Source organism: Fictibacillus terranigra (assembly GCF_030412265.1).
GTDB classification, from domain to species: domain Bacteria; phylum Bacillota; class Bacilli; order Bacillales; family Fictibacillaceae; genus Fictibacillus_C; species Fictibacillus_C terrinigri.
In genome coordinates this window covers 1,106,743-1,119,064 of the sequence record NZ_JAUHLN010000002.1, presented here as the reverse complement: position 1 = coordinate 1,119,064, position 12,322 = coordinate 1,106,743, and the positions used below count along the sequence as shown (strand labels likewise).

The window sequence follows — 12,322 nt, the reverse complement described above, 5'->3', positions numbered from 1 at the left end:
TGTTTTATTGGGCCGCAATATGAAAACTTTTTCATCAGATCACCCTCCTGTTTTTGAATTAATGAGAAGAGGACGGTCATATGAATTGTAATTATACCATTTATATCCAATATATAGAAATTGTACTATAAATTAAAAATACATTGTAAAGGGCAGAGTGTTATTTTATAATGAGAACAAATGTTCGTTTGTTAGGGGGTGGTAAATTTGGATGAGCACATTCGCTATCATTTTATGTATAAGGAAAGGATGGCGGTTACTAATGAAATTATCATTCAATTTATGGACTTTCAGGGAAAGCGATTGGTGAGAGCAACAGCTCAGGATCTGAACAGCAGTACGAACCAAAAGTTAAAAGAAGATGCGAGAAAGCAGTGGGACCGAATAAAAAAAGCGGAGGCCATGGAACAGAAATAACGGAGGAGGCCGGGATATGCTGCATTGTTTCAGCAAGATTATGGCCTGGAAGTGAAGGAATTTATTCTGAAAAAAATTGAAACAGACACTTTTTTTTGTGTAGGAATGAGTCTTTTTTCACAGATAAAAGGATGATTTTGTAAAATGCTGTAGAAAATTTCAGAATTTTTGGTATAATTAAGTTGTGAACCCCGTTCGTTCACAGAAAGGAGGAATGTGATTGAGATAGGATGCCGTTTTAGATTAACCAGGGGGCTGGGGATCTTTCAAATTGAGAGGGGTAAGCGGTTAATGACAAATAAGGTGATGGTTTCAAAAAAACAGTATGGGATCAATACAGAGACCATGGCATTACTGCCTTTCTACGATGAGTACGGCAAAGTACATACGAAGGTTCTTGAAAGGGACAGAACACTGTGTGTGTGCGGGAAGCCAAAGGCTGTTGTTACATTTAGCTGCGGCTACTACGGATCGAGTTATAAGGGACGGAAAGACGGTGCATCACTCATTATGGGCATTCGGTCACGTGCTCCGATCGTCATCAGTGAGCAGCTTGGCATCTTTTTTTATACCTCTTGAATCTCCGAACAGCGACACTTGCATTTGGATTGCCCAGGCTCATGTAAAGCAGGTCATGGCAACCTCCTCTGACACATCAGACATCATCTTTTCAAATGATACCTTCATTTCAGTCAACCAGGTTAAAAGTACGCTTGAAGCTAAAATCCATCGTGCCACACATTATCGTTTTATATTGGAACTACGGATCAATGAAAATAATACACCTTTTGTTCAAAGGTTTTTCCGGCCTTAACTTAACCAAAAAAGAAATTGTAAGGGTGCCAGGCACCACCTTATGTAAACGGTGGTGCCTTTTTCATTTATACGGATTGTTTTCTCCGTTTTGCTTCATCATAAACAGGAATTGGACGGGAGGGAAACGGGTGATGATACAAAAGAGATGGTTGACTGTACTATTGGGGATCATGTCAGGATTTATACTGCTGCAGCCGTCTTCTCCTGTCTTTGGCTATAAAGTAGAACGGAAATATTATGAGAAAAAGGGACAGGTCATCTGGGACATTCCAACGCCCAAAAAAGAAGTAGCCATCACATTTGATGATGGGCCGAATCCGAAATACACTCCGAAGATTTTGGATGTTCTAAAAAAGTATGATGCAAAAGCCACTTTCTTGTCGGGCGGCATATGAAAAACAACCCGGATATCATAAAAAGAGAAATTAAAGAAGGCCATGAATTGGGAGATCACACGTATACCCATCCCCATAATTTTTGTTTTTCTTCTAAACGAATGTTTTCTAAAGAAGTAAACAAAACGGAACAGATGATACAAAAGGTTCAGCATACGGAAGTGAAGCTGTTTCGGCCACCAGGCGGAACACTGAATAAAAGAATTATTAACTATTCCAGTAAAAATGGGTATAAAATCATTCTCTGGTCGTGGCATCAGGATCCAAAAGACTGGCGTAATCCGGGAGCCGGCTACATTTCGAACCATATCCTTTCGAATGTCCATAATGGAGATATTATCCTGCTGCATGATTCAGGCGGTAATCGAAGGCAGACCATTGATGCATTAAATATCGTGCTGCCTGAGCTGAAGAAAAGGGGATTCAAATGTGTAACCGTTTCTGACTTAATGCAAAATGATCCCAAGTTCACTCCGCTCTTTCCTGCTGATTCCGAGCTGGAGCCGTTCAAGATTTTTCGCCGTCCCTCCTGAAAAGCCATCTTATATATCCAGCCCTTTTTGTTTTGTCCCGTACCGGGCTTTTTCGCTTTGAATATAATGAACAAAACAATCAATGAAGGAAAGGTTTTGTTTACATTGTTTGAAGTGAGGAAATCACGGTTTGGCCGGGGGATTTTCGCCACCCGGAACATAAAAAAAGGAGAGCTGATTCATCGTGCTCCTGTTATAGCAAGCCCGAAGGAAGAGTGCAAATATATGATAAAAACGGTATTGGCGGATTATGTCTTTAACTGGAATGATGGTTACGCGATAGCGCTTGGATACGGATCACTGTTTAACCATTCTTATACGCCAAACGCCAGGTATAAACTCAAAAAAAAAGAATTAAACATTGATTTTTATGCTTATAAAGACATTCGGGAAGGCGAAGAAATCCTTGTTAATTACAATGGAGACCCTGAGGATGACAGGGAGCTTTGGTTTAAGCCCATATGAAGTAAAAGGAGTACCCTTTTTGAATGGTACTCCTTGTTGTTTCGGTTATAAAATGTGTCGGTTCAATCGGAACAAGGACACATCTGCGGGTTTTAAGCCGGCTCATTCAAATAGCTGCTTCCTCAATTCATCCGTCATTCGCTGAACAAGATCCGGACGGCCATGGAATTGGGCAGGTGTATTTTGAAAGAGTTCTATTCTCCACGTTCCATTTGTTTTAACGGCAAGGAGGGTCTGGTGAGCATTGAGGGAAGGATTCAGCTCGTCTTTCCCGTCCGGCACCATTCCTGCGATCGCCCGTAAAAGAGCCGTCTCATTGCTTAACAGTTTGATGCTTTTCACTTTGCAGACATAAGCTGCGGTGGGGTGGTTCGCGAAGATCGGTTCAAGGTGAGAAAAAATCTCTTTCTTGCCGTTGATCTGGCTGCCGTCGTAGCCTATCATCTCGCCGCCGTCTAAAAAGAGCTCCGACATACCGTCGCTGTTTCGTTTGTTCCACGCTCCGATCAATTCCCGGTATAGCTGAATGACGTCTTCAAGCGATGATTTTCCCATAATTAATCCCTCCAACAACATCTATAAGTATACTTATAGCTTCGCCCTAACTGTGAAATTCGTCAAGCCGGACAGCCTCTTTTTGCTGATAGGGACAGCTGCACAAAAAGGTTTACTAGAAAGGGCATATACTAGTTTCATAAGGGTCCCCTTATATCCTTTTTTTAAAGGAGGTGAGGGAATGTCTATTAATCTAGTCGCCATCGTGCTTGCATTACTCCTTTTGGTTGCATTGCTCGTAGCGGTACTTCTCGGTACGCCAGAGCAGCAAGCAATTATCCGGGATGCGATCACAGCCATTCTTGGTGCTTAATCAGCATAGAAACTAGATCCCCTTATGTTAAAAATCTCCGGAGCTCATGCGTCCGGAGATTTTTATTTGCATTTCTGTACGTTAAAAAAAATACTGCCGCATTTCCCTATGCTTTTCTTTTAAATGCCATGAAGCAATCGGAAAACTTTGAAAAAATGCAATAAGCCCGATCGAACAGACGTTGCTCACGTCCGCAAAGACGCGGCTGAAGATGCCATTAAGGAATGCTACAGGACCGATCTGTTGTCAGTCAATCATTTTAATGTCCTATTGCATGTCATTGAGTTTGCTGCACGAAAAAAAACAGGAACAAATTCAATACATTCGGGAAAATCTGATAGTATGGAATGAACAGTGGGAGCGAGGCGATGTTCATTTCGTTCCTGAGCTTATGGATTTGGTATACAGCATGGTACAACTCCATCTCCTCTCTTACAACAGGTGGGGCACCATCCAAGAGTATTGATATTTTTTTAACAAATTTCCTCTGTGGTGCATACGATGTTTATGGATATTTGCCTAAGATGCAAACAGGGGGAGCGAACGGCATGACTGAAAAAAAAGACATTCAAGAACAAGAGAGTGAAGAGGTTAGCAGCAGCGAAGCATTGGATGTTAATGGCATTATGAATTTGGCTGGAAGTATTCTGGCCAAGGATGATGATACCATTGACCTTAACAGCATGATGATGATGGCGGCAAACTTATTAAAAGAGGATGGACTGCTTGGAAATTTGGGATTTGCTCAAGCCGCCGATTCTCTCACAGATGATGATCAGCAAAACAGTGAGATGGAGTGGCTTTCACGTCAGCTCCAAGAGCTCACTCATCAAAACAGTGAGCTTAAGGAAGAACTGGTTTCGATTAAGGAACAGATCTCTGAAGCAAAAGAGGCGATTGCACAGCTTGTTGAAGCTTCCAAAAAACGATGGTGGCAGCTTAAATAAGAAGAAAAACGGAAGGCCTATAAGGCCTTCCGTTACGTTTTTAGTCTTATCGCTTTTTGATTTCTTCGTATTTTTGAAACCATTCAGGAAACGCTTTATTGAAGGGAACGGGTCTGAAGTTTTTTCCGTGAACTACGATATGGGTGGTTGTCCCTATGGCACATGTTTCTACGTTCTCGATTCCTTTTACAATTTCAAATCCATAAACGGTTCTAGAACGTTTATTTTCTTCTATCCAAGTCTTTACGAATACTCTTTCTCCAAAACGAATGGGTTTTTTATACGTAATCTCCAGGTTATACACAGGGGCATAGTAACCGAGCTGTTCCATTTCAAGATAATCAAAACCAGCCTCTGCAATGAGTGCAGAACGTCCCAGTTCAAGAAACTTAACATAATTTCCATGGTAGATGATGCCCATCATATCAGTGTCAGCATAAGTCAGCTGAATTTCTGCAGTGGCTATGTACATAGTGTCTGTCCTTTCCAACCGTAATTACTTTTTTAGCTCTATTGTACTTCTCATCACATGAAGTTGCCAATTTCGGCCTGTACATGGTCCAAGCCTTTCATTCGCTTATCAGTAGAACCTTTGTCAGGCGCCAAAGGACCTGTTTTTGTCTGAACAGACGAAAGATTCAGAAAACGGGTTTACCTTAAAAATGCGGGATGGTAAAATGTTGGTGAAACGTTTCGATAAAATTATTGAAGGGAGAAAAAATGAACGGGCTGATGAAATTAATGATGGCAGTAATTTGCGTTTTTTTTACAGTGTGCATATCCGCACCGGCACAGGCGTCTACCCTTAACCAGGCTGCATTCAAAAATGATTTGAAAGCGATCGCAAAAAGTTCTTACTCTTATTTTGTGGATTATACCGATCCAAAAACAGGGTTAACGAGTGATGCGATGCGGTTTCCAGACGGTAAGGCAGAAGAAGCCAAGCATACCTCACCAACCAATATTTCCATGTATCTCTTAAGTACCATCTCAGCACAGGAATTGGGGTTTATTACGCGAAAGGAAGCCGTTCAGCGAATCCGGACCACCCTGCATACACTGGATGGTTTAAAGAAGTGGAACGGATTATTTTACAATTGGTACAATACGGACGGTTCTCTTAAAACCGATTGGGGCCAATTTATTTCACAGGTAGATAATGGCTGGCTGACGGCAGGATTGATGACGGCTGGCCAAGCGTACAATGAGCTTTATCCGCTAACGAGCAAGCTCGTGAACGCCATGAATTACACTACACTTTACGATCCGGAAGTCGGACAGTTCCGCGGGGGTTATGACGTCGTAACCGGTAAACTGACAGACCACCATTATGGAATGTTCTATACCGAGCCAAGGCTGGGCAGCTATATCGCGATTGGAAAAGGAGATGTACCGAAAGAGCACTGGTGGAAAATGTTCAGAACATTGCCTTCGGAATGGGATTGGCAGTCACAAATTCCAATGGGCCCAACAGAAGTATATGACGGTGTCTCTGTTTTTGAAGGTCACTATGAGTATAATAGTGTGAAGTATGTACCGAGTTGGGGAGGAAGCATGTTTGAGGGACTCATGCCAGGCCTCGTGCTGAACGAGAAAAAATACGGCAAAGATGCTCTCGGGCTAAATAACGCACGGCATGTTCATATGCAAATGGCTTTCGCCAAGGAGAAGGGTTATCCGGCGTGGGGATTCTCTCCTGCTGCCACTCCTGAAGGATATAGTGAATTCGCGGCAACACCGCTTGGGACTTCAGGATATAAAGATGATGGAACGGTAACGGCTCATGCTTCATTTCTTGCACTCGACTATGCGCCTGCAGCCGTCCATAAAAATCTTGATGAGTTGAGAAAATTGCACGCTTACGGGAAATATGGATTCTTTGATTCCGTCAATGTAAAGAGCGGGGAAGTGACCAAAGCTTACCTTGCACTGGATCAGGGGATGATTATCGTATCGATTGCGAACCATGTGAAGAAAGATGTCATCCGCAATTACTTCCATCACGATCCTATTGCGAAAAAACCGGTAGACTTGCTGAGAAACGAAAAGTTTTCTATCCAATGATTCAATGAATGATGAACGGATTCCCTTGGTGGGAATACCGTTCTTTTTTTATAGAGCAACAAAAAACACACAGACGATGAAAAGTCTGCGTGCATGGTCTACTTCATCCCGGAAATGGTATAACCCTCAATAATGTGCTTCTGGAACAGCATGAAAATGATCACAATCGGCACGACCATAAAAGTAGAGCCCGCCATCTGCAGGGCGAAGTTCCCTCCGTATTGTCCCTTCAACAGTGAGAGACCGACGGAAAGGGTATACAGTTTCTCATCATTGGCGATAATCAACGGCCAGAGGAAGCTGTTCCAGCCTGCGATGAACGTCAGGATGCCCTGAACAGCAAGGATAGGCTTTGAGATTGGAAGGATGATCTGGGCGAATACCCGAAATTCACTCGCTCCGTCCAAACGTGCGGCTTCAAGTAGTTCGTCTGGAATGGTAGACATGAACTGTCGGAACAAAAAAATGCTGAAAGCGCCAACTAGCCCCGGTAAAACAATCCCTGCCATTGTATTGGTCAGATGAAGCTGGTTCAAGATCAAGTACACTGGAATCATCGTAACTTGCCCTGGGATCATCATCGTAGCGAGAACAAGGTAAAACAATTTTTCCCGTCCTTTGAACTGGTATTTCGCAAACGCATACCCAGCCATGGCGTTAAGAAATAAGCCCACAAATGAACAGAGCACCACTATGATTGTGTTGCGCAAATATACCGTAAAGTTCATGTTTTCAAAAAGGTTCGTAAAATTTTCCAGCGTAAATTCATTGGGGATGAAGGTAGGTGGGATCTGCATGACCTCCATTTCTGGTTTGAACGCGGATAGAATCATCCAAATAAATGGAATAGAGACGAGAAAACCACCAAGAGCCAATATGATGCCCGTGGTCCATTGCTGCAGGCTTGCCGTTTTTCGTGCTTTGACGGACGCGTTTACTTTTGGTTTAGCTTTTATCGAATTCATCTCTAAGTTCCCCATCTAATAATCCACCTCCTTTTTCTGCAAACGGAATTGAAGCAGAGTGATAATGATGATTGTGATAAATAAAACAAACGAACCGGCAGCGGCATATCCGAAGTTACTGAGCTGGAAGCCATTTTTGTAAATAAACAGAGCGACGGAAGTAGTACTGTCCAGTGGGCCGCCTTTTGTCATGACGAGTGGCTCTTCAAAAAATTGGAGCCAGCCGATCATGGTGGTGATGGAAACGAAAAAGATCGCATAGCGCAGGAGCGGCAATGTAATCTTCGTCAGCTGTTTCCAATTGGTTGCTCCGTCAAGCTGCGCCGCTTCATAATACGTTTTTGGTATCCCTTGGAGCGCAGCTAAAAAGATGATCATGTTTACACCGATCCCTCTCCAGACCGCGAGGGCAATCAGCGAAACTTTCGACATCGTCGGATCAGTGAGCCATGGAACGGAAGGAAGGTGAAGCCAGTTCAAAACATAATTAAAGAGTCCAAGCTGCGGATTGTAAAGGTAGCTCCATACGACGGCTACTGCGACGACGTTGGTGATGGATGGCATATAAAAGATTACCCGGAATGCCCGGAATATCCGTGACTTGCCGAAGTTAATCAACAAGGCAATGGCAAGGGAGCACACAATAACCAAAGGAACGCCGATGACGACATAAAAAATAGTATTAAATAAGGACTTCATAAAGATCGGATCTTTAAATACTTGAGCGTAATTATCCAAGCCAACGAAGTGAATCATCGACCAGTCGCCCAAACCTTCCAGGCTGATATCCGTAAAACTGATGACTAATGCAACGACGATTGGAAACAGTGAGAAGAGGCCTAAAAGAAGGAGAGCCGGTGCGATAAAGAGGTAAGGTGTTTTAGTGTTAATGGCTTTCATGTTTCGCTCCTTTCTGCGCAAGCAATTTCATTTAAATAGTAAAGGGATAACTAGCAGAATGCTCTGCTAGTTATCATCGTTTTCCTTTATTTACTTAATAGATCTTCTGCTTTTTTATTGAACACGTTCATTTCTTTTTTCGGTGTGGTCTGCCCGCGATAAATTTTTTCGAAGCTGCTTAAGTATTCTTGCGCGATCGGCTCCCATTGCTTGATAACCGGCATTGGCTTAGAACCCTTCATTTGCTCGCCAAAGGTGGTGTAAAATTTGTTTTCTTTTAATGAAGGGTCTTCCCATGCTTTTTTGGCAGAAGGAAGGGAGTTCGTCATTTTCATCCACTTCAGCTGGGTTTCAGGCTTGTTCATAAATGCCAAGAACTTCAGAGAAGCATCTTTATGTTTTGTATATTGGAAGACAGAAAGGTTAGAGCCGCCGAGTGCGGATAGATTGTTCTCCTTTTTAGGAAGAACGGCCGTGGCCCATTTCCCTTTCAAATCCGGAGCTTGATCATTTATAAGCTTAACCATCCAAGGCCCGCTGATGAACATCGGCAGAATCCCATCTCCACGAAATCCTTGCACGATATCAATCCCTGCATCTTTTGGCGCAGAACCGTTTTTAAAGAAGCTGTTTAAGTAATCGACGGCTTCAACGAACTTCGGATCGTTAAAATGTGGTTTCCCTTGGGCATCGAGCAATTGTGCCCCGTTTTGCCGGGCGAACATAAAGCCTAAGCTCTGTTCTTTCACATCAAGGCTGATGCCATACTTATTCTTGCCCCGCTCTGACAGCTTTTTAGCAGCAGCACTGAGCTCTTCCCACGTTTTTGGAGCTTCACTGAAGCCGGCCTTCTTTAATAGATCCGTTCGGTAGAAGAGGACACGGGTATCAATATACCAAGGAACACCGACCGTTTGGTTTTTATATTTGGTCGTTTCAATAGATCCTTCGTAATAATTGGATGAATCAAGTTCAGGATACTTTTTGACATAGGGCTTTAAATCCATCAGGGCTTTTGCAGAGCCGAATTCAGGAATCCATGTGGTCCCCATTTGCAAAACATCCGGACCTTTTTTTGCAGCAACAGCTGTAAGCAATTTGTCGTGAGCCGTTTCCCAAGGAATAGCCTGTACCTTTACATCAATTTTCGGGTTTTCTTTTTCGAATGCTTCTGCGATCTTCGGAAGGGATTTGGCTTCTTCTCCCATACCCCATACGTTGATCACCGTATTACCGCCGCTGGATGAACCGGATGAACAGCCTGTGAGTGCCCCTGATACGAGCAAAGCTCCTGCCAACGATCCTACAACTAGTTTTTTGTTAAGTTTAGGTAACCAGTTTTTCATATTCGTTCCCCCTGTACATGGATCAATTTTTTTGTCTTTCCTCATTTTACTTCTGTATTGCAGGTATCTACCAGTAAACCATACTTTTTGGTGAAACGTTTCTATTTCTTGTAAAAAAATATAGTGTTATTCGAATTTGCAAATTTATTGAAACGTTTCGACAGGGCTATTATAATTCATAGTGTAATCGTTTACAACACAATTTTCAAAAACTTTTTATAAAAAAATAAATTTTCTAACTATTGATGCCTGGTGATCCCTTCAGCATCAAGGGATTCAGGAAAATCAACAAGTGAAACGTTTCAATCCCAACATTGACGATGAGTTCGGGCACCCTTTATAATGCTTCTTGAATATAAATCGAAACGTTTCTACGTAATTGCTATGAAACCAATAAACTAGCACGTTTATTTGAACCGAATGGAGGAGTTGAAATGCAAGACCAGACGCTGCATTCTCTTTTAAAGGAAATGACACTTGATGAGAAGGTGGCCCAGCTCATGCAGTTGGCTACCCCTTTTTTTGAAGGATCAAACGAACAGGGGGAGATTACTGGACCGATGGCAGAAATGGGCGTGACAAAGGATACGGTCAGAAACTGCGGATCGGTTCTTGGGGCATCCGGTGCGAAAGAAGTACGGGCAATACAGGAAGCGCATCTGAAATCAAACCGGCTAGGCATTCCTCTGTTGATCATGGCTGATATCGTTCACGGGTTTAAGACCATTTTTCCCGTGCCGCTCGCTATTGGCTGCTCATGGGATTTGAAACTGGCAGAAAGAAGTGCGGAGATTGCCGCCTATGAAGCCTCTGTTTCAGGTGTTCATGTCACGTTTGCTCCAATGGTGGACCTTGTACGTGACCCTCGGTGGGGGAGAGTAATGGAATCTACCGGCGAAGATCCTTACTTAAACAGTGAATTTGCAAGAGCCTTCGTACGCGGTTTTCAAGGAAAAGACTTAACCTCTGACACCAACAGGGTGGCTGCTTGTGTAAAGCATTTTGCTGCATATGGAGCGGCAGAAGGAGGTCGTGACTACAATACGGTGGACATGTCTGAGCGTCAGCTGAGGGAAATGTACTTGCCGGCTTATAAAGCGGCGTTAGACGAGGGCTGTGAGATGGTTATGACTGCTTTCAACACAGTGGAGGGTATTCCGGCCTCCGGAAATAAAAGGCTGATGCGTGAACTATTGAGAACGGAATGGGGTTTCGACGGCATCTTGATTTCAGACTGGGGTGCGGTGAAAGAACTGATCCCTCATGGGGTGGCTGCGGATGAAAGGGAGGCAGCGGCTAAGGCGTTTGCTGCCGGCGTGGATATTGAAATGATGACCGTATGCTATGTCAATCATTTAAAGGAGCTTATTGTAAACAATGAGGTATCAGAAGAACTTCTCGATGAAGCTGTCCTCCGCATTCTCGCATTAAAGAAAAAACTGGGACTGTTTGAAAATCCACATCGCGGAACAGATGAACATGGAGAGCACGAAGTAATTATGAGTGAGCCGCACAGAGCGGTGGCGAAAAAGCTTGCAGCCAAGTCTTGTGTTCTTTTAAAAAATAACAATGTTCTGCCCCTTCAATCCGGCAAGAAGGTTGCACTTATCGGCCCTTTTGCACAAAGCGGGGATATTCTTGGACCATGGTCGTGGAAGGGTTCAAGAGAAGTAGCGGTTCAACTGTATGACGGCCTAAAGGGCAGGATGACATCAGACAAGTTATCCGTTGCAAAAGGCTGTGGCGTTGAGACCGGAACACACGAGGAACTGCAGGAGGCACTCGACATAGCGGCTCATGCGGACGTTCTTGTTCTTGCACTTGGTGAGAAGTCGGATATGAGCGGGGAAGCTGGCAGCCGGAGCGACATCAGGCTGCCTGAGGTTCAGCGCGAATTGATCGCTGCAATAAGAAGGATCGGGAAACCCATTGTTACTGTATTGTTTAACGGCCGTCCTCTCGATCTTCGTGATGTTGCCGAGCAGTCAGACGCTATCATTGAAGCCTGGTTCCCTGGAACAGAAGGAGGGCATGCCGTTGCCGACCTTCTTTTAGGCGATGTCAATCCTTCAGGAAAACTGACGATGTCATTTCCGCATTCCGTCGGACAGGTGCCGGTTTATTATAATTGCTTCAATACAGGAAGACCTCAAGGAGCTCCAGATGCACAAGTACGATACGTATCTCAGTACCTTGATGTGCCGAACGAGGCGCTTTACCCGTTCGGATTTGGTTTAAGCTACACAACATTCCATTTTGGAGAACCGGTATTATCAAATCCTGTCTTAAAGGCGGGGGAATCCATAAAGATTTCCGTTCTGGTCACGAACACAGGAGAGCGGCAAGGAGAAGAGACGGTTCAGCTTTATGTGAGGGACATGGCAGGAGATGTTGTCCGTCCGTTGAAGGAGCTGAAAGCATTCGAAAAAGCAGTACTTGCTCCGGGGGAGACAAAGAAGATCATTTTTTCCATTAAAGAAGATCAGTTGAGATATTATCATTCCGATTTAACGTTTACAAGCGATCCAGGGACTTTTACCGTTTTCGTGGGTCCAGACAGTGTCAACGTAAAGGAAGCCACATTTGAGTTAGTAAAATAATCCGAT

Annotated in this window: 13 protein-coding genes and 1 pseudogene; 9 read left to right on the top strand and 5 right to left on the bottom strand. The window is 43.7% G+C overall.

Annotation, left to right across the window (positions count from 1 at the left end; translation table 11 throughout):
* The first annotated feature begins 207 nt into the window (after positions 1-207).
* From QYF49_RS13635 to QYF49_RS13620, 5 genes and pseudogenes are all read left to right on the top strand, one after another.
* Positions 208-417, top strand: a complete 210-nt coding sequence (locus QYF49_RS13635) for a hypothetical protein (RefSeq protein WP_290400119.1) — start codon at positions 208-210, stop codon at positions 415-417.
* A 291-nt stretch (positions 418-708) separates the two neighbouring features.
* On the top strand, positions 709-996 hold the full coding sequence (locus tag QYF49_RS13630; protein ID WP_290400118.1) for a competence protein ComK: 288 nt from the start codon (positions 709-711) through the stop codon (positions 994-996).
* Positions 914-1,231 (top strand): competence protein ComK, encoded by a 318-nt coding sequence (locus QYF49_RS25780; RefSeq protein ID WP_354005826.1) that lies wholly within the window; start codon positions 914-916, stop codon positions 1,229-1,231. Before QYF49_RS13630 ends, QYF49_RS25780 begins: the two co-directional genes overlap by 83 nt.
* Positions 1,188-2,161 (top strand): annotated as a pseudogene (locus QYF49_RS13625) (polysaccharide deacetylase family protein). Before QYF49_RS25780 ends, QYF49_RS13625 begins: the two are co-directional and overlap by 44 nt.
* Positions 2,162-2,257: 96 nt before the next feature.
* Positions 2,258-2,626, top strand: coding sequence for an SET domain-containing protein (locus tag QYF49_RS13620; protein ID WP_425589573.1), 369 nt, complete (start codon positions 2,258-2,260; stop codon positions 2,624-2,626).
* 102 nt (positions 2,627-2,728) lie between these two features.
* On the opposite strand, the gene QYF49_RS13615 is transcribed toward QYF49_RS13620, so the two are convergent.
* Positions 2,729-3,181, bottom strand: coding sequence for an SgcJ/EcaC family oxidoreductase (locus QYF49_RS13615; protein WP_290400117.1), 453 nt, complete (start codon positions 3,179-3,181; stop codon positions 2,729-2,731).
* Between the two features lie 181 nt (positions 3,182-3,362).
* On the opposite strand from QYF49_RS13615, the gene QYF49_RS13610 reads away from it, so the two are divergent.
* Both QYF49_RS13610 and QYF49_RS13605 read left to right on the top strand, forming a co-directional pair.
* Positions 3,363-3,494: a hypothetical protein gene (locus tag QYF49_RS13610; RefSeq protein WP_290400116.1), complete on the top strand. Its 132-nt coding sequence runs from the start codon at positions 3,363-3,365 to the stop codon at positions 3,492-3,494.
* A 548-nt stretch (positions 3,495-4,042) separates the two neighbouring features.
* Complete coding sequence (locus QYF49_RS13605) at positions 4,043-4,441, top strand: hypothetical protein (RefSeq protein WP_290400115.1); 399 nt, start codon at positions 4,043-4,045, stop codon at positions 4,439-4,441.
* A 46-nt stretch (positions 4,442-4,487) separates the two neighbouring features.
* Here the strand turns inward: QYF49_RS13605 and QYF49_RS13600 are convergent, their stop codons facing one another.
* Entirely contained in the window at positions 4,488-4,913 is a 426-nt protein-coding gene (locus tag QYF49_RS13600; RefSeq protein ID WP_290400114.1) for an acyl-CoA thioesterase, read from the bottom strand.
* Between the two features lie 248 nt (positions 4,914-5,161).
* Between QYF49_RS13600 and QYF49_RS13595 the strand changes: the two genes are divergently transcribed.
* The gene (locus QYF49_RS13595; protein ID WP_290400113.1) at positions 5,162-6,505 is read left to right on the top strand and encodes a glucoamylase family protein; all 1,344 of its coding nucleotides are present in this window, start codon (positions 5,162-5,164) and stop codon (positions 6,503-6,505) included.
* A 98-nt stretch (positions 6,506-6,603) separates the two neighbouring features.
* Here the strand turns inward: QYF49_RS13595 and QYF49_RS13590 are convergent, their stop codons facing one another.
* The 3 genes from QYF49_RS13590 to QYF49_RS13580 form a co-directional block, all read right to left on the bottom strand.
* Positions 6,604-7,485 (bottom strand): carbohydrate ABC transporter permease, encoded by an 882-nt coding sequence (locus QYF49_RS13590; protein WP_290400112.1) that lies wholly within the window; start codon positions 7,483-7,485, stop codon positions 6,604-6,606.
* Positions 7,486-8,370, bottom strand: a complete 885-nt coding sequence (locus tag QYF49_RS13585) for a carbohydrate ABC transporter permease (protein ID WP_290400111.1) — start codon at positions 8,368-8,370, stop codon at positions 7,486-7,488. It abuts the gene before it with no gap.
* An 86-nt stretch (positions 8,371-8,456) separates the two neighbouring features.
* Entirely contained in the window at positions 8,457-9,716 is a 1,260-nt protein-coding gene (locus QYF49_RS13580) for a sugar ABC transporter substrate-binding protein (protein WP_290400110.1), read from the bottom strand.
* 434 nt (positions 9,717-10,150) lie between these two features.
* Here QYF49_RS13580 and QYF49_RS13575 point away from each other — a divergent pair, with 434 nt between their 5' ends.
* The gene (locus QYF49_RS13575) at positions 10,151-12,316 is read left to right on the top strand and encodes a glycoside hydrolase family 3 N-terminal domain-containing protein (RefSeq protein ID WP_290400109.1); all 2,166 of its coding nucleotides are present in this window, start codon (positions 10,151-10,153) and stop codon (positions 12,314-12,316) included.
* The last annotated feature ends 6 nt before the right edge of the window (positions 12,317-12,322 follow it).